Genomic DNA, 16,623 nt, shown 5'->3' with positions numbered 1-16,623 from the left:
CCGCCAGCCTGTTACATAGCGTTACAAAGTGCGTATCAGATGGTTGCAGACCTGCTCCATTCCCTTGGCCTTGCATGAACCGGCCTGCCTCGGCGGCCTTTTTCCATGGGGATGGAATGGCACGTTTTGCCCATATCGTACCGATCGCGTTGCTGCTGCTTCCGGCCTGTCGGGATGAGCCGCAGGTCAGGGATGAACGGCGTGCCGTGGCCGTCCAGCGCATCGGCGCCGATGCCGGCATCGGCACAACCTATGCCGGCGAAATCCGGTCCGCCTTCGAAAGCCAGATCGGTTTCGAAGTGGCGGGCCGGATCGTCGAGCGCAGGATCGACCTTGGCAGCAGCGTCCATGCGGGCCAGACGTTGCTGCGTCTCGACAACAGCGATTATGCGCGGGCGCTGGACAGCGCGGCGGCGCAGAGCGGTTCGGCCCGGACCGCCGCCGCCGTGCAGCAGGCTGATCTGGCGCGGTCGCGCGAATTGCTGAAGCAGGGCTTCATTTCCCCCGCAGAGTTCGATCAGCAGAAGGCGGCGGCCGTTCAGGCGCAGGCGCAGTTGCGTGCCGCCGGCGCCCAGAGCGGAACGGCATCGGCGCAGCTGGGCCGCACCGTCCTCACGGCGCCGCGCGCCGGCGTCGTCACGCAGATTCAGGGTGAGGTTGGTCAGGTCGTGGGCGCGGGACAGGCGATCGTGACGCTGGCCGACCCGTCCCGGCCGGAAATCGCGGTGGCGCTCCCGGAAGGCAGTCTGGACCGGGTCCGGTCCGCCTCACGATTGAGCGTGAGCGTGTGGAGCAGCCCGGGCCGGCATTATGCCGCCAGACTGCGCAGCATATCGGGCGCTGCCGATCCCGCGACGCGGACCTTTGCGGCACGCCTGTCCGTCGATGCGCCGGCACAGGCGCTGCTGATGGGCGAAACCGCCGAATTGCGGGTCGAAGGCGATGCCGGCGATGCCGCCGTCCGGGTGCCGCTGACCGCCGTGCTGCAATCCAACGGGCGCGCACAGGCATGGGTGCTCGACCAGCGAACGATGGTGGTGCAGCCGCGCGCCGTGCAGATCGGCGCGGCGCAGGGCGACATGCTGACCATCCGGTCCGGCCTGAAACCGGGCGAGACCATCGTCACGGCCGGGGTGCATCTGCTGCGTGCGGGCGAGAAGGTTCGTATCGTGCAGGTGCCGCAGTCATGAGCATCGACATGAAGGGCATGAACCTGTCCCGCTGGGCGCTCACCCATCAGCAGATGGTCGGCTTCCTGCTGGTGCTGGCGGCCGTTGCGGGCCTGTTTTCCTACATGGCGCTGGGGCGCAAGGAAGACCCCGAATTCACCGTCAAGACGATGATGATTACCGTCGGCTGGCCCGGCGCGACGGCGCAGCAGATGTCGCAACAGGTGATCAAGCCGATCGAGACGGTGTTGACCGAGAATATCGCCGAGATCGATTATGTGAAGAGCAAGGCCCGACCGGGTCAGGCGACGCTCAACGTCACGCTCATATCGACGGTCAAGAGCAGCGCCGTCCCCGATATCTGGTATCGCATCCGCAAGACCGTGACCGACAATCGCGCGGACCTGCCCGACGGGGTCGTCGGACCGGCCTTCAATGACGAATTCGGCACGACCTACGGCAATATCTATGCCGTCACGGGCGACGGCTTTTCCTATCCGGTGCTCAAACGCTATGCCGAGACGCTGCGCGACCGTATCCAGGCGCTGCCCGATGTCGCCAAGACGCAGATCATCGGCGCGCAGGATGAAGCCATCTATGTCACCTATGACAGTGCGCGTCTCGCCATGTCGGGCATCTCTGCGCAGGCGATAGCCGACGCGCTCGACACCACCAACGCGGTCGCTGCATCAGGGATCGTAGAGGCCGGCGCGGAACGGGTGCGGATGCAGGTGACGGGCGATTTCGCATCGGTGGAGGCCATTGCCGCAACGCCGATCGTCGCAAACGGCAAAAGCGTTCGGCTCGACGCCATAGCCAGGGTCGAACGCAAGCCGGTCGATCCTGCGACGTTCAGGATGCGTTTCGGAGCGAAGGACGCGGTCGGTGTGGGCATCAGCCTGCGGTCGGACGGTGACGTCGCGCGCCTCGGCGAGGATCTGAAGCGCACGATCGCTGCCCTCCAGTCCGAAATGCCGGTCGGCGTGGGCATTCATACCGTGTCCGACCAGACCCATGTGGTCGACGAATCCGTCGGCGAATTCACGACATCGCTGATCGAGGCGATCGTCATCGTGCTGGCGGTGAATTTCCTGTCGCTGGGCTGGCGGCCGGGCATCGTGGTGGCGCTGTGCATCCCGCTGGTGCTGGCGATGACGTTCCTGTGCATGTTGTATATAGGCATCGACCTTCAGCGCATTTCGCTGGGCGCACTCATCATTGCGCTGGGTCTGCTGGTTGATGACGCGATCATCGTGGTCGAGGCGGTGGCGACGCATCTGGAGGCGGGATGGACCCGGACGCGGGCGGCCGTCAGCGCCTATAGCGTGACGGCGGTGCCGATGCTGGTCGGCACGCTCATCACCGTCGCCGGTTTCCTGCCGATCGCCATGTCGAAGGCGACAGCCAGCGAATATGTGATCTCGCTGTTTCAGGTAATCGCCATTTCGCTGGTCCTGTCGTGGATCGTCGCGGTCATTTTCACGCCGTTCATCGCCTATCATCTGCTGCCCCAGCGCGCGGATGCGCGTGACGACGCGGGAGAGCCCGAAGAACAATATGAAGGCCGCTTCTACGGCTGGTTCCGGCGCGTGCTCGACCGCTGCCTCGACCGGCGCAAGACGGTGGTGGCGGTCGCGCTCGCCATGTTTCTGGGGTCGATGCTGCTGTTCCAGATCGGCGTGCCCCGTCAATTCTTTCCCGCGTCCGACCGACCCGAACTGGTGGTCGACCTTCAGCTGTCGCAAAATGCAAGCTTCGCCCAGACGCAGGCCGTCGCCGCCCGCATGGAAAAGCTGCTGGCGCGCGATGACCGGGTGGTGTCCACCACTGCCTATGTCGGGGGTGGATCGCCGCGCTTCTACCTGCCGCTCAATGTCCAGACGCCCGATATCACGCTGGCCGAACTCGTGCTCCAGACCAGGGATGAGGAAGCGCGCGAAGGCGTGATCGCCAGCATCCAGAGCCTGTTCGCCATGCATTTCCCCGAAGCGCGCGGCCGTGTCAGCCGTCTGGAAAATGGCCCGTCGGTCGGCCAGCCCGTGCAGTATCGTGTGGCGGGACCGGACCTTGCGCAGATCGTGCCGGTCGCGAAGAAGCTGGAGGAACTGATCCGTGCGGACAGTCACGCGCGCGACGTGAACAGCGATCTGGGCGAACCGCTCAAGGCCATTCGGATCGACCTGGATCAGGATAAGGTTCGCGCGATCGGCCTGTCGACGCAGGCGGTGCAGCAATCGTTGCAGGCGGCGATTGGCGGGGCGGGTACCACCAGCTTTCGGGATCGCGATCTGGCCCTCGACGTGGTGCTTCGCCTGAGTGCGGCGGAGCGGACCGACCTTGGTCGCATCGCCAACCTGCCGATCTCCACCCCCAATGGCGCAGTGCCGCTGGCCCAGCTTGGCCATGTATCGGCGGGCAGCGAACCGGCCGTCATCTACCAGCGCAACCGTCAGCCGACCATCACCATCTCCGCCGATGTCGAAGGCGAGCAGGCAAGCGACCTGACGAAGCGGATCGAACCGCAGATCGAGGCGCTGCGCCGCGATCTTCCGTCCGGCGCCTCCATCGTCAAGGGCGGGTCGGAAGAACAGAGCAGCATCAACCAGAAGGCGACCATGGCCGCCGTGCCCTTCGCCATCTTCGTGATCGTCATCCTGCTGATGCTCCAGCTCCAGAATGTGAAGCGGATGCTGGTGGTGCTGGCGACCGGGCCGCTGGCGCTGATCGGCGTGGCGCTCATCATGGCCCTGTTCCGCATCCCCTTCGGCTTCGTCGCCATGCTGGGATCGCTGGCGCTGTTCGGCATGGTGCTGCGCAATTCGGTCATCCTGATCGCGCAGATCGACACCTTGTCGGGCCATGGCCTGGCGATGCGGGAGGCCGTGCGCGAAGCCGCCGTCCATCGTCTGCGCCCGATCCTGCTGACCGCGCTCGCCGCCATCCTCGCCATGATCCCGCTCACCCGGTCGACCTTCTGGGGGCCGATGGCCTGGGCGATCATGGGCGGCCTGATGGTCGCCACCATCCTTACCCTCATCGTCCTGCCCGCGCTCTACGAGCTGGTCTTCGACCGCCCGCAGCATCGCGCCGACAGCCAGGAGATTTCCGCATGAAGCGCCTTTTCCTCTGTACCGCAGCGGCCATGCTCGCGCCGCCCGCCCATGCGACCGACCTCATGGAGGCATGGCAAGCAGCGGCGGCGCATGATCCCGATCATCTGGGCGCGCAGGCTGAGCGCGACGCGGGGCAGGAGGCCGCCGTTCAGGCGCGGGCGCTCAAGCGGCCCAGCGTACAGCTTCAGGGCGGATACCAATATAATGTCACAGAAACCAACGCCCGTTTCCCGGAAGAACTGGACCCGGTCTTTACCGGAAGCCGATCGAGCGGCCGGGCGACCGTTGGCGTGCAGGCGGTTCAGCCTTTGTATGATGCATCTAAACATGCACAGTCGATCCAGCTGCGCGAAAAGGCGGCCGGCGCCGATGTGCAGTTTGCCGGCGAGCAGCAACAACTCATCCTTCGTGTATCGCAGGCCTATTTCAAGGTGCTGGCGGCCGAGGACAGGCTAAGCTCCTATCAGGCACAGGTCGATGCGGCAGAACAGCAACGGCGCGCTGCGCAGGCGCGTTTCGATGCCGGGCGCGCGCGCATCACCGACGTGCGCGAGGCGGAGGCCCGCCGCGACGCGAGTGAAGCACAGCGCATCGGCGCCGAGGCCGAGTTGGCCTATGCCCGTGCCGATTTTTCCGAACTGACGGGCTTGCCGGCGGAAGGGTTGGACCGACCCGCCGGGAATTTCGCCGCGCCGTTGCCGCTCGTGACGCTGGAAGCATCCATCGAGCAGGCGGAGCGTCAGTCGCCGCTGGTGAAGGCGGCCGAGCATCAGGCAAAGGCCGCAGGAGCCGATATCGACCGCTACGGCCTTGCGGGACGCCCCGTCGTCGAAGGCGTCGCCGGTTATCAGGGCCAGTATCGGCTGGGCGGGGAAGGGGGCAATGGCATCATTCCCGACCGCATCCAGTCGGCGTCGGCCGGGCTGCGTATCACCATTCCGCTCTATGCCGGTGGGGCGATTCAGTCGAAGGAACGGGAAGCCCGCGCCAACGCCGTCAAGGCCGAGCGCGCCCTGGATGCCGCGCGGCGGGATGCTCGTCTTCAGGCGCAGCAGGCCTGGCATGCCGTATCGACCGGCGCGCGCCGCATAGCGGCCCTGAACACCGCGAACCGATCGGCCGGCTTGCAGCAGGATGCCGCCAATACCGGGCGGGAGGTAGGCATCCGCACGCAGGATGATGTCCTGAATGCGCAGAGCCAGAGCTTTTCGACCGACCGCGACCGGCGTCAGGCCATATATGATTATATGACGGCCCGGCTCCAGCTCGCCGCCGCGACCGGCGATCTGGGCGATGAGACGCTGACCGGAGTGAATGCGCTGATGAAATGATCGTGTCTGGCGATCAGGCGGCGATCAGGCCGGTCGAAGCGACGGTACGCTTCACCGGCTCGCCGCTGTCGATGTTAAAGGCCATGTCTATCATGATGTGCAGCGACCTGATGGCATGGCGGAAAGCGCTCGCCAGCGCGACGCTGCATTCGTGGACCAATTGGCGCTCGCGCCCTTCGATCATGTCGAGCAGTCGCCATTCATCCTCCGACAGGGCCAGGCCGGCACCGCAGCGAAACGGATGCCCCAGCACGAGTTCGGATAGCCTCATCAGGCTGTCGCAGGCGGGAGCCAGCTGTCCGCAACCGTGGCGGGCGAGCTTGCGGTAGAGATGCGGCTGGGCAGGGATGTGCAGGTGCCGCGCCCGACACCACTGACGGGCGGCGGTCAGCACCAGCTGCTGTTGAATGCTGAAGGAAAATGTCGCAGCCATGGGCTGTCCTTTCGGGGCAAGATCATCTTATCGGGGCAACACGTTCCAGGCCGGGATCGGGGCGGCCATGGTCGGCCCTTGGATTTTCCAGCGTGACCGTCACGATGCCGTTGAGCAGTGACAGGCCGGTCAGGCCGCCAGCTAATATTTCTGGTGCGAACATATTGTCGACCAGCGGAATTTCAGGAAGCGGCGGCTGGATGGGGGGATGCATCTTCATTGCGGGAACCTTGCTGGCAAGAGGGGGAGGGGCAGCCCTTGTCGGATGGCCAGGGCCAGCCGGACGCGCGGTACAATTGCCGCGTTTGCTTGACGATGAGAGCGGCGGATCGCTTGGCGCCTCCGTCCAGCCCGCTGCGGCGTCCCACCAGCAGGCTGACGCCACCACCGATGGCAAGGCGCGACAATTCGCCGGTGGCGGCCGCCACAGCGCCCGGCACGATCAGGCCGGGCTTGCGCCCATCCTTGGCGGTGGCGGAAAAGGACATGGCCGGGCCGGCTTGTCCGGCGATGTCGAACGAGGCTTTGGTGAGCAGGGCTGATCGACCCGCGCCGAAGCCGATCAGCAACCGTTCGGTGCTGTTGCCGGGGTCCGCCCGGACGATCTGGACTCTTACCGTGGCTTCGCCGGGAGAGGGCTGCCCGTCCGGCGTGACGGAGGCGGGGAGGCCAGCCTTGCGATAGGCCTTGACCAGTTCGGCCTGCAGACGATGCGCGGCCTTGCCCGCATCGGGATCGGACCGGATGTCCGGCGCCAGCGTCACCCGCACCCCAATGGCGCCGGGTATCTGCTGCGACCGCGCGGGCGCCATGCTGAGGTCATGGACGGCTGTGCCGGCGCACGCTGGCAACAACAGCAGGGCGCCGACCAGCGGTATCGCCGCTGCGCACATCCGGCCCCTTTCCGCCATGGTCATTCGCCGCCACCTTCGCCGGCAAGGTCGACAGGCAATGCCTGGACGCCGGGCGCGTCCGCCCTTGCCGCCGCGGGCACGGGCGCAGGCACGCCGATGCCCGAGCGCGTCAGGCGAAATCCGAAGGCATAGACCCTGCCGTCAAAGGCGACATTGACCCTGATATCGGCCGGATGGCCGGCGTCCCGATCGATCGGCAGGATGACCATGCCGCCAAAGCTGCTGCCGGGGTCGATCGTGGTCGTCTGTAAGATCTGGGTTCCCAACTGGTCCAGCGTGTAGTCGAGCTTGCGGTCGATGCCGCCGATCACCATCGCGCCGCCTGCGACCGCGGCCGTCGCGCCGATCACGCCAGGCGTATCGTCCTGCCAGTGAATGGCCTGGGTAAAGCCGCCGCGCGGGCCACGGACATGGCGATAATAGCTGCCCTGGTTCGATGCGGTGGATGCGACGCCTGCCAGCACGCCGGCGAACAGCGCAGTACCGATCTTCGCCTGGCGTGCCTTCCGCTCGGCTGCTTCCGCCAGTTGCGCATAGGTGGGAACGGGTGTCGGAATGCCGTTCACGACAGCGGTGATATTTTCCATCCCCAGATTGGCGGGGCGGCCGTCATGGTTGAAGATGGCAATGGAAAAGGCGGCGCGTCCGTCTTCCACCGGCAGGGGCCGAATTTCGACGGTGGCCGTCGGTGATTTCAGGGAAATGGTCGCGCTGCCATGCTGATAGCGCGCCGTTTCCGCGCCAATCTGCTGTGGATAGAGCGTCATGGCCGGGGCAGCATTGGCGATAGTCGACACGCTGGCGAGCAATGCGGTCGCGACCGCGATCGGATAATGGTTCATGGTGAAGCCTTTCGAACAAGAAGACGCGGTGCGGATCCGGGGGGCGAGGATCCGCACCGCGTCGGCGCTGGCCGTCCAGGGGGAGGAGCAAGGGACAACAGCCAGCGCAAAGGGGAAATTGCGGTATGCAATCAAGGGGACGGATCGGGCCGCAGGATGATCCGTGTCCAGTGTCGATCGTCCTGCCGCATAACCGCCTCCTTGATGTCTGAGGCTGTTATCGGCCCTTCAGGCAACAGGAGTTGGCGACGATTGTAAATCTTTGTGACGCCCGGTCGGCTTTGGGGATGCGCAGCGTGCTGGCCGAGTTGGGTATCGCCATCTCGGTCGGGATCTTGATGGCACTTCAGATGGCAGGCGAGATCGTTGATGGGGAGTCCATGCTCGACTTACCGGACGTAGTGAACATCGTTGTCGTGCTGGGAGGGCATGGGTGCGCGTGCCGTCCGCATCGACGACCGTGACATAGAACTGAGTGATCCAGGTGAACCGGTCGTTCCAGTTGTTCTTTAAAAGCAGAACCTCATTGCCGCTGCTCGCCGCATCGAAGGTGCTGGCGACCTGGAACATTCAATGGGCGGCCGTGACGGTCAATCCGTGGCAGAGAAGCCCTTGCTTCAGGCGTAGGGACATATCTTCGATTTCACGATCCATCGACGGCGGAGGCCCTTTCTTGCCGATCATCTAGTAACAGTCTGAGTTGAGGCAATCATCTTGGTGAAGGTCTATCCTGGAGATCTGCACCGGATCCTCCATCGCGACTCATCGACCAAAAGCCATACCGGTGTCGCAGCGATTGTAATCCCTTGTTGGGCGGCCACGAAGGTTCGCAACGAGCAAACGGCAGGTTCCGAAACAAGCTGCCGTTAGAAGCCCGAGCGGTGAACGACGCATTTTGGTCGGTTGCCGACTCCGAACGACCGTCAGCTATCCACGCATCCCGGCTCCGAACCGGACAGTCGCCTACCGGCCAATCGCGGTCATTTACATGCGAGATACCCATTCAAGCTGCTGGTCGCAGGCGGGCCGTTGATTGAGGGAATTCTTCGTCGAGTGATGGGCCCAACCAAAATCCATCAAGCGTTGTGCAGGGGAGGATCAGTGCTGCGCAAGCGGGGAGGGTTTTACACTGAACCTGCCTTCAATGCGTAGCCCGCCCGTGGCGGTCTCGCGTCGCCATGTAGCGTAGAGCGAATTGAGCGTGCAACGTGGCGTCGATTGTAATGTCCTCAGGACTTGCTCGCATCATGAGTCGGCCGGCCGTGGTTTTGGCAGCATTGAGCGCAATTGCCGGAGTTCCGCGTCTTTGGCTTCCAACGCAGCCTCCAGCATGATGATACGATTGAGCAACTGGTTGATCACGTTTCGCAGCTCGGCCTTGCCGCTCGTGCTTTGTGGTTTAGCCTTCGGCGGCTTCGGAGCTTCATCGAACAAAGCGAGAAGTTTGGAGCATCGATAGGCCGTCGCTCGACTGACCCCCGCCTCGCGCGCAACATTGGTTATGCTCAGCTTGCCATTCGTCGCGGTGCCTTTGCCGTCGCGCAAGCGGTTATAGGCGTCAAGCAGCGCGACGGTGGCTTGCGATTTCCGGGGAGGGTTCGCTTTCGTCGTCATCGTTCGACCTGTTCCAGCAACTGCCTGTAAATATCGATCTGTGCCTCAATGGCGTGTTTCTGGATCGGGCTGATGTTCTTGCCATTTTTCATGGTCTCGGCATCTGCGATGCATGATTGCAGAGCCAGCACATGCCGCCTCGCCACCACGCTGTTCGGACAACGAGCAGGCTGGCACCTCGTAAATGCCGGCTGCGCCTCAGCTCCTTTCACCTTCAAGCAGAGGGCGTGGTCGGCATAGAAGAAGCAGTCGTTGATATAACCCGGATGAAGCGTGACGGCGGTGTTCGAGAGCATTTTTGCGCGGCGCCGATCATCAACGACCGTGCCGGGCAGATCTCCGATCTTGTTTCTGATGCTTGTAAATTCGGCGACGAGTTTCGATCGCATGGGGCCGCCTGGATTGATCCCTGCCTTCCAGTCCTCGTACATCTCGACGATATCGCTGAGCTGAGCGAGGCGACGTTCCTCTTCGATCTCCGAACGGAAGCCGGATTGGGAAGTGCCCGCATAGCCTTCGAACATCATGGCGCTCGCGTGCCCATATTGTATCATGCCCGCGATCACGCCGAAGGGCTGACTGGCGATGTACCATGCAAGGGTGCGGCGGAGCTGACGCGTGCGCCACCGCCAGGGTTCATCACCCTCGTCCGGGATATGATAAAGTGCCAGTATGCGGTCGGCTTCGGCGGGCGCCGCCGCTGCCATTTCTTCGGCGAGCCGGCGACACTCTTTGGCAAAGTAATTCAGGTATACGGTCGATTGATGCGCCGTAAGCTGGACATTGCCCACCCCCCGAATCAAGGCCGGTTTGAACAGGGGCTCATCATCTCGCGGCGCTTCCGTTCGATCGGCGCTGTTGTGTAGATAGTCCTGCAACCGTATTGCTGCCAATACGGCCCTGGCAACAGGCTCTATCACGGTCCAGCGATGTTCAGCGCCGTCGACGTTTTTACGGGTTTTGAAGATTCTTCCGACGAGTTCGTAGCCCTTAACCTTCCCATGTTCGTCGCGCATGAGTCTGAGGCAACCACGCTTGAGCGCGGCCGCTTCCTCGCCGCGCATTCCTGATAATAGGCCGATTACGAGATAGCACGCGGCTATCGCCGGTATGAAGGTATAACGGCTGCTGAAGCTGGGAAGATGCGACCGCCACGCAATGTTTGTTCCTGGCATGCTGGCCCAACCACTGCTTGCGCCTGGGCGCTCGGTTCCGAGTTGCGAGATTGCCTTCTCGAGCATAGCTGAGCGTGCCTTCAGCACTGCCACGCCGAGGCCGCTGGCCTTGCAGATTTCTGGCCACGCGGGTCGACCATCTTGGGTCGCCGGTACTCCAGAGCCCGATGCTTCAAGCGCATCCAAATAAGCGCGCAGGCGCTGGTCGCTTAGTTTCGGTGACACTCTCTGCCGACGCGCGGCGATGTTGATGCCAGCTATACGATGTCGGGCGATAAGATCGTCGATCCCATGATGGACGTAGAACATGGCCCACCGCAACGCCGGCGCGCTAATGGCTTCCGGTATTCGCGGTGTGACATTTTCTCGGCCACCCCGGTATCCCGCGATCCTAGTCGCTGAACGGTTACCCCAAGGAGCTATCTCGATTCCCCGGAACGACAGGGAGGGCGTATAGAGCGCAAGTCGCCGTACGCAGAGGATCTTGTAGACAAGAGTTGCCGGTGCGAGGTGCCGCTTCGCGGACAGCCACTGATCCAGCCAAGGCTGATCGATCTCGTGGAGTCGAAGTCCGGCTTCCCGCACTTCTTGTAGAAAATGCCGGATTATATTGCCGACCTGCATCAGCGAACCAGGTTTCAGGACGCCGAGGCGGCCGCGCACATTGTCTCGGGAGTCGTAGTTTAAAGACAGGAACAGGTATTCTCGTATGAGCTCCCGCTCATCAGCATCGGCGATCCGACCGAAGCAGATACAGGCTTCATGGGCCTTTGTCGGCCGCGCGATGGCACATTCGAGCAGCCACTTATCGTCCCCGACCAGAGAGATATTCTGCTGCTCACGGCCACTCACGACCATCTGGGGCGGAATCACCAATGCCGAACGGTCAATCCGCCAAGATGCTTCGGCACGTTCCAGAACCCGACGCATGTTCAGCCCCGCTGAAGATGTGGCGGCAGCGCTGGCGCCACAGCGGCATTTTCCGCCGTGGACCGAGCCTGTTCGATATCGCCAGCGTCGAACACGGGGAGTATATGTACCATAATTCGATTATGGTCGGCGCTGTAGCGCTCGTGCCACTCCGCTTCCGTCATGACGGCGCGCCGTTCAGCTAGCCATGTCAGATAGGTCAGCAATGCAGGCGGTTTTCGTGCGGTGAACACTGCATTCGAGCAATGGAGGCAGCCGGTGAACGCGGTGGCGCAGGAGCCGTTGTCGTTCCGCCCAAGAGGGCTCGACCAAAAGCCGGAACACATGCCAAGGAACGTATCGGCATCGCCTGAGACCAACGACGCGACCGCGCCTGCGTCGAGCTTTTGGTTTCCGATCGAGAGGCCGGATGCGAGCGCGCTGACTTCCTCCTTCGGTGGCAGGACCAACGGCATCATCGCCATGTCGAACAGTTGACCTTCAGCGACCGCTACCGAGCGTGCATGCTCTTCTCGAAGCCCGTCCACCGCGGCATAATGCCGAGCGGCAACTGGCTTCGAGTGATCGCTCGCGAAGCGCCGAAGGTGGCCTGTGTGGCGCAAGTAATTGTCCCGCTTCACCGTCTTCCTTAGCCGGGCGGGAACGATCTTGGTTATCGGCTTGCCCGCTTCGTCGACGAGCCCAAGGCTCCTGATCGCGGCATAGAAGTTGTGGGTAGAAAGGCTGAACCGCCGCCAGCTCGGCAGTCCGGCTGCAACGAAGCCCACCCACAGGTAATCCGCATTCGGGTCCCCTCGATCGGCCATTCGCTCGGCGGCGGGTCGGGATAGTTCGAGGGCAAGGCGAACGAGTCCGCCGGGCGTATTAATTCCACCATCACGCACGCGTTCGCGCTTGATCTTCGCGCGGGGGCCGCCTCGTCCCTTTGTGTATTCAATGGAGACGTACCCTCTCGCGGGGTTCTTCAGGCAGTCGCGCCGCAGGGTCCGCAGGCATTCTATCGGCATTTCGACCCGGAGCGCGATGGCGATGATGAAGCAGATCGCATCAGGCAGGGTCAGAACGAGAAGATCGCTGGCCGCGGCGATGGCAACCTTGCGATATTTGAACATGTCGAACTCGCTTCGAGCGGGGCGCGTGCCGTCGGCGACCCTCAGGAACACATTCTCAAAGCGGCTCCTCTCCGGCTTGTTTCGCAAAGCTTCGATCTGCTCGCGGCCCGACAAGATCCTTTCGCGTGTAGCTACCACGCTGCGATCAGCGGCGTCTTTCAGGACGCGAGCGACGAACGGTGTCAACGGTTCGCGGGGCCGTAATGCCGTTCCGTTGTGCCGGCTCGTGAAGTTGATCCGCGCCTTCAGATCCGGACGAAGCAGATCAGGGTTTCGTTCGTCTATCGCGCGAAGGCCGTGAACAAGGCAACGGAACCGGGAGTATTGACCCCGAACGTCGCAGGCATCGATGTCAGCGGCCGTGATCACGCGAAGCCCCCCGTTGAGGCGCCCGCTGGAGGACAGATGTTTCCCGAGCGGGATCCAGCTCTGTCGATACTGTTCGACACTCGGGACGGCCAGGCCGGCGAACAGCTCGTTCATCATCGGCCCAAGGTACAAGGCAAGATCGCGACCCAGGCCTTCGTTCCCCACCTCGTGCAGCAACCAGGTCATTTCGCGCCCGACACCGTCACGATGATGATAGGCTACGATCGCGTCGGCTCGCGGCTCCTCATCCTGCTGCGGAGGTAAATCGCGGAACGAGAGGCGAGGGCGACCCACTGCTAGAAGAAGCCCATCAGACGAGAGTCCAGCGCCTCGGCCGCCTGATCTACGATTTCGAAGGCTTCATCGAGGTAGGTGAGATATTTTTCAGTGGTCAGGACGCTGGCGTGACCCAGCCATCGCTGGACCCGGCGCAAGGGGTCGCTGACAACCTTCATGTAGATTTCCTCGGTTCGATCCGGGACAGATCGATCGTCGAGCCTCATCACTTCCGCTTTGACGAGGTGTGTAAGCCAGTAGACGGCAAAGGTATGCCGGAGGGTATGGGGCGATACGTGTAGGTCCCAGCCCATGTCCTCCGACAACTTCTTGCTGGTACGCCGGAATATCGACTGCCATGCCGCGGGGGTGAGGGCTTGGCCGTCCTGCGCCAGCCACAATGCTGCCGGCTGCGCACTTTCCAATGGTGCGCCCGATCCGGGCAGCAATAGGAGGTTGCGTCGTTCGTCGATGCGCAGAGTCGCCAGTGATCGAGGGCGCCGCTCGCCCTTGATCAAAACGCGTTGCCCGCCTGCAAGCGTGCCGATGAGCGGCTGCCGCATGGTCCGGACCCCACCCGCGCGTCGCCAGCGATCGACCAACTGGCTCCGCTCCTCGCGAATATAAGCGTCGATGAAGTTACTGGCTACCCGCCTCGGGAACGGCACTGATCGAGGTTTGCGCCCTTTGGTGATTCTGGCGGGCAGGTCGATCATGGTGCTGCGACAGCCGTGAAAGACGCGGGCGTTCGTCGTCGGAAGCTCACCGATCAGAAGGCTTGCGCCTTCTTCGAGCCTAACCCCTGTCGTCACAAGCAGCTCGGCGAACGCGGCATCGCGCATCGGATTCCGCCGGTGAGTGATGCCGTTCGCGTAACCCCCACCGAGCAGGCCTTGGTCTCGGAACAGAACGTAATCCTCGAGCGGGATCATGCGGATCGTATCTTCGGCAACCGCGCCATCACGGCGGAATCTGGTTTTCGGCGCAACTGATATCAGTCCTGCGTCCTCGCTGGCGGCCCATTGATAGAACCGCGTTAGCGCCGCAGAGGTGCGCTTCCAAGACGATCCCGATAGTCGGAGCTCGCCCGGCCCTTCGAGCCGAAGGCTGCGATATTTCCCTACGTCGGCACTCGATGCGTCGAGTAACGACTTTGAACGCGCATCCCGCAGGTAACGGGCAAAGACCTGAAGATCTCGAGCATAGTGGCCTGCGCTGGCAAGGGACACGCCATCGGATCGCAGGAACGTGATGAACGAATTGACTTCTACAACGGGGCTTCCGTCGGAATGAAGGAGAGAAGGGAGATTTGTTTCGGGTAAGTATTTGATTGCGTCCTGCTTTATGGAGTCATCAAGCGCAGGCCGGATCATCGTCCCATCAAGAAGTATAGGCTCGACGCCGAGCCAAGGATCGAACGGGAAAAGATGCACTGAACCCTCGACATGACACTGGGCGTTTCCATTTTATTGCCCCGACCCGATCGATAATGGGACAATATCCTTATCCCGTCAAAGGGAATGGATCGTCTCAATGGCGACATAATGGTTGTGCATCGCCAACCGGCCCGAGGAAATCCGAGCGCTCCCCGCATGGTGCCTGCGCCTCATCGTTCTGGTCGAGGCGCGCGCCGCGCCACGACTGCATACCGTCGAGGGCCTGTGGCGCAGAACGACCCGGGCGCGGCCCGGCTCGATGACGCTCTTCATTCGGAACGAGCAGCTGCTTCCGCCGGATGAAATCGACCGCATCGTGCGCGACGCGCCGACAGACCTCATCCGGTTCCAGGACGTTGCGGGCCAGATACCCATCGGCGAGCGACCGACGATGACCGACTGGCTCGATCGCTTCCATGCCGCTTTCCCACAACGAGGCCGCGGACCCGCGCACGCGATCGCCGCCTGACCGCATTTCGCAAAACCAACCCTGCAAACGGAAGGATCGATCATGATCTGCGCCGCCACCGATACGCGCATCGACACCATAGGCCGCCTCAACGACCGTTGCCGCCAAGGCCTCGATCGCACCGCCCGCATCGTCGTCACCCGCACCTGCCTCGGCGCTCTTGCCGGCGATACGCCTGCATCCGAGGCGATCGCGCAGGCCCATCTCCTCCAGGCCCTGCGCCGCTGCACGTTCGACCCCCGCGACAAGGAGCGCAATCGCGGCGAGTTTACCGTTGGCGACGTCCGCGTCTTCTTCTCGATCGACTATTATGACGAACACCTCGAATATGGTTCGCAGGACCCCGCCGACGCGCGCATCACGCGCCGCGTGCTGACGCTCATGCTGCGGGAGGATCTGTGACGATCGAAATCGTCCTTGGCCTCCCCCATCTGGCGAACGGCCCGCTTCTGGCGCGCGCTGCCGCGCTGTGCGCGCCCGTTCTGATCTCAGCCAATTGCCTGTCGCGCTGGCGCAAGGCCGATGGTTGGCGGCAATGGTCCGGATGGCGAACCGGGACCCTCGCCAATGCGAGAGACCTCGCAAGTCTCGACCTCGATTCCGCAGGCTACACCATGATGGTGCGCTACCGCGGCCTGCCATGGTCGATCGCCGATTATATGACCCTGGCCGCATCCTATCCCTTTCGGCGCATATCGTCGGTCGATTACTGCTGCGAGCACGAAGTCGCCCATGACCGGGAAGAGGTTCTCGACCGCGTCGCGCGCACTGCCGCGACCAACCGCGAATGCTTCGCACGCGCCGGCGATCTCGGCATCCGCCAACGGTTCATGCCGGTGATCCAGGGCCGCGAGCCCGACGATTATGCCCGATCGCTCGATTCCATCGACGCGATCGTCCTTCCCGGCTCGGTCATCGGTATCGGCAGCATGTGCCGTCGGCCGACCCACGGACCTCAGGGACTGATCGCCGTCGTCGAGCGGCTCACCCATATCCTGCCCATCGGGACGAAGGCACATCTCTTCGGGGTCAAGGGCGACGCTCTGCCTTATCTTGCGCCCTTCGCACGCTGGATTGCCTCGATCGACAGCCAGGGATGGGGCATCGCGGCTCGAAGGCATGCCCTGCGGCATCGCATCTCCAAGACGGACCGGCTTGCAGCCGACTTCATGGACCGCTGGTATCGAACCCAATGCGCGCGCCTGCTCGAACCCCCGCGCTTCTTGACCGAGGCCGCAGACATCCCGGTCCGGCCCCCGCCGCTCGATCCCTGGGAACAAGCCATCGCGCAGGCGCGGGCGGAAATCCGCGACCTTATAGAAACCGGCGAGCTCGACCATGACGCGATAACAGATGCCTGGGTCGAGGGCTGGGCCGCCGACATCTGGCACAGCCGGCGGCCCGAGACGCCGCGCTACGTTGCCTGACACGCTCCAGGGC

General features: G+C 63.2%; 14 protein-coding genes and 1 pseudogene. 7 read left to right on the top strand and 8 right to left on the bottom strand.

Annotation, left to right across the window (positions count from 1 at the left end; all coding sequences use genetic code 11):
- The first annotated feature begins 116 nt into the window (after positions 1 to 116).
- The 3 genes from BRX37_RS17240 to BRX37_RS17230 are packed head-to-tail and all read left to right on the top strand — an operon-like array spanning position 117 to position 5,613.
- Positions 117 to 1,190 (top strand): efflux RND transporter periplasmic adaptor subunit, encoded by a 1,074-nt coding sequence (locus tag BRX37_RS17240; RefSeq protein ID WP_063976908.1) that lies wholly within the window; start codon positions 117 to 119, stop codon positions 1,188 to 1,190.
- Positions 1,187 to 4,282, top strand: a complete 3,096-nt coding sequence (locus tag BRX37_RS17235) for an efflux RND transporter permease subunit (RefSeq protein WP_199909693.1) — start codon at positions 1,187 to 1,189, stop codon at positions 4,280 to 4,282. The genes BRX37_RS17240 and BRX37_RS17235 overlap by 4 nt, the downstream gene beginning before the upstream one ends.
- Positions 4,279 to 5,613 (top strand): TolC family outer membrane protein, encoded by a 1,335-nt coding sequence (locus tag BRX37_RS17230; RefSeq protein WP_048938954.1) that lies wholly within the window; start codon positions 4,279 to 4,281, stop codon positions 5,611 to 5,613. Before BRX37_RS17235 ends, BRX37_RS17230 begins: the two co-directional genes overlap by 4 nt.
- A 13-nt stretch (positions 5,614 to 5,626) precedes the next feature.
- Here BRX37_RS17230 and BRX37_RS17225 read toward each other — a convergent pair whose 3' ends face one another.
- The 4 genes from BRX37_RS17225 to BRX37_RS17210 are packed head-to-tail and all read right to left on the bottom strand — an operon-like array spanning position 5,627 to position 7,802.
- Entirely contained in the window at positions 5,627 to 6,046 is a 420-nt protein-coding gene (locus tag BRX37_RS17225) for a hypothetical protein (RefSeq protein ID WP_048938955.1), read from the bottom strand.
- 22 nt (positions 6,047 to 6,068) lie between these two features.
- On the bottom strand, positions 6,069 to 6,260 hold the full coding sequence (locus tag BRX37_RS17220) for a hypothetical protein (RefSeq protein WP_048938956.1): 192 nt from the start codon (positions 6,258 to 6,260) through the stop codon (positions 6,069 to 6,071).
- Entirely contained in the window at positions 6,229 to 6,963 is a 735-nt protein-coding gene (locus BRX37_RS17215; RefSeq protein ID WP_048938957.1) for a DUF4410 domain-containing protein, read from the bottom strand. The genes BRX37_RS17220 and BRX37_RS17215 overlap by 32 nt, the downstream gene beginning before the upstream one ends.
- Positions 6,960 to 7,802 (bottom strand): hypothetical protein, encoded by an 843-nt coding sequence (locus tag BRX37_RS17210; protein WP_048938958.1) that lies wholly within the window; start codon positions 7,800 to 7,802, stop codon positions 6,960 to 6,962. Before BRX37_RS17210 ends, BRX37_RS17215 begins: the two co-directional genes overlap by 4 nt.
- Positions 7,803 to 8,089: 287 nt before the next feature.
- Between BRX37_RS17210 and BRX37_RS17205 the strand changes: the two genes are divergently transcribed.
- Positions 8,090 to 8,266 carry a hypothetical protein gene (locus tag BRX37_RS17205; RefSeq protein ID WP_202907049.1) on the top strand — a complete coding sequence of 59 codons (177 nt, stop codon included), beginning with the start codon at positions 8,090 to 8,092 and terminating at the stop codon, positions 8,264 to 8,266.
- 781 nt (positions 8,267 to 9,047) lie between these two features.
- Here the strand turns inward: BRX37_RS17205 and BRX37_RS17200 are convergent.
- From BRX37_RS17200 to BRX37_RS17185, 4 genes are all read right to left on the bottom strand, one after another.
- Entirely contained in the window at positions 9,048 to 9,416 is a 369-nt protein-coding gene (locus BRX37_RS17200) for a hypothetical protein (protein WP_010409068.1), read from the bottom strand.
- Positions 9,413 to 11,521, bottom strand: a complete 2,109-nt coding sequence (locus tag BRX37_RS17195) for a site-specific integrase (RefSeq protein WP_048939652.1) — start codon at positions 11,519 to 11,521, stop codon at positions 9,413 to 9,415. Before BRX37_RS17195 ends, BRX37_RS17200 begins: the two co-directional genes overlap by 4 nt.
- Positions 11,522 to 11,523: 2 nt before the next feature.
- Complete coding sequence (locus BRX37_RS17190) at positions 11,524 to 13,188, bottom strand: hypothetical protein (protein ID WP_125988445.1); 1,665 nt, start codon at positions 13,186 to 13,188, stop codon at positions 11,524 to 11,526.
- Between the two features lie 110 nt (positions 13,189 to 13,298).
- The gene (locus BRX37_RS17185) at positions 13,299 to 14,651 is read right to left on the bottom strand and encodes a tyrosine-type recombinase/integrase (protein WP_037522502.1); all 1,353 of its coding nucleotides are present in this window, start codon (positions 14,649 to 14,651) and stop codon (positions 13,299 to 13,301) included.
- A 172-nt stretch (positions 14,652 to 14,823) separates the two neighbouring features.
- Between BRX37_RS17185 and BRX37_RS17180 the strand changes: the two are divergent.
- From BRX37_RS17180 to BRX37_RS17170, 3 genes and pseudogenes are all read left to right on the top strand, one after another.
- Positions 14,824 to 15,183 (top strand): annotated as a pseudogene (locus BRX37_RS17180) (hypothetical protein); the annotation flags it as partial.
- 42 nt (positions 15,184 to 15,225) lie between these two features.
- On the top strand, positions 15,226 to 15,585 hold the full coding sequence (locus BRX37_RS17175) for a DUF3768 domain-containing protein (protein ID WP_069336073.1): 360 nt from the start codon (positions 15,226 to 15,228) through the stop codon (positions 15,583 to 15,585).
- Positions 15,582 to 16,610: a deazapurine DNA modification protein DpdA family protein gene (locus tag BRX37_RS17170; protein WP_069336074.1), complete on the top strand. Its 1,029-nt coding sequence runs from the start codon at positions 15,582 to 15,584 to the stop codon at positions 16,608 to 16,610. The genes BRX37_RS17175 and BRX37_RS17170 overlap by 4 nt, the downstream gene beginning before the upstream one ends.
- The last annotated feature ends 13 nt before the right edge of the window (positions 16,611 to 16,623 follow it).

The organism is Sphingomonas sp. S-NIH.Pt3_0716 (assembly GCF_003950715.1).
Taxonomy (GTDB): domain Bacteria; phylum Pseudomonadota; class Alphaproteobacteria; order Sphingomonadales; family Sphingomonadaceae; genus Sphingobium; species Sphingobium yanoikuyae_A.
The sequence above is the reverse complement of the archived record's forward strand: the minus strand, read 5'-3'. Positions and strand labels throughout refer to the sequence as shown.

Excerpts from the sequence above, each read along its gene's own strand:
- BRX37_RS17200 (WP_010409068.1), bottom strand. The coding sequence starts at position 9,416 with ATGACGACGAAAGCGAACCCTCCCCGGAAATCGCAAGCCACCGTCGCG.
- BRX37_RS17235 (WP_199909693.1), top strand. The coding sequence starts at position 1,187 with ATGAGCATCGACATGAAGGGCATGAACCTGTCCCGCTGGGCGCTCACC.
- BRX37_RS17240 (WP_063976908.1), top strand. The coding sequence starts at position 117 with ATGGCACGTTTTGCCCATATCGTACCGATCGCGTTGCTGCTGCTTCCG.
- BRX37_RS17190 (WP_125988445.1), bottom strand. The coding sequence starts at position 13,188 with ATGACCTGGTTGCTGCACGAGGTGGGGAACGAAGGCCTGGGTCGCGAT.
- BRX37_RS17205 (WP_202907049.1), top strand. The coding sequence starts at position 8,090 with ATGCGCAGCGTGCTGGCCGAGTTGGGTATCGCCATCTCGGTCGGGATC.
- BRX37_RS17230 (WP_048938954.1), top strand. The coding sequence starts at position 4,279 with ATGAAGCGCCTTTTCCTCTGTACCGCAGCGGCCATGCTCGCGCCGCCC.
- BRX37_RS17175 (WP_069336073.1), top strand. The coding sequence starts at position 15,226 with ATGATCTGCGCCGCCACCGATACGCGCATCGACACCATAGGCCGCCTC.
- BRX37_RS17220 (WP_048938956.1), bottom strand. The coding sequence starts at position 6,260 with ATGCATCCCCCCATCCAGCCGCCGCTTCCTGAAATTCCGCTGGTCGAC.
- BRX37_RS17185 (WP_037522502.1), bottom strand. The coding sequence starts at position 14,651 with ATGATCCGGCCTGCGCTTGATGACTCCATAAAGCAGGACGCAATCAAA.
- BRX37_RS17225 (WP_048938955.1), bottom strand. The coding sequence starts at position 6,046 with ATGGCTGCGACATTTTCCTTCAGCATTCAACAGCAGCTGGTGCTGACC.
- BRX37_RS17195 (WP_048939652.1), bottom strand. The coding sequence starts at position 11,521 with ATGCGTCGGGTTCTGGAACGTGCCGAAGCATCTTGGCGGATTGACCGT.
- BRX37_RS17210 (WP_048938958.1), bottom strand. The coding sequence starts at position 7,802 with ATGAACCATTATCCGATCGCGGTCGCGACCGCATTGCTCGCCAGCGTG.
- BRX37_RS17215 (WP_048938957.1), bottom strand. The coding sequence starts at position 6,963 with ATGACCATGGCGGAAAGGGGCCGGATGTGCGCAGCGGCGATACCGCTG.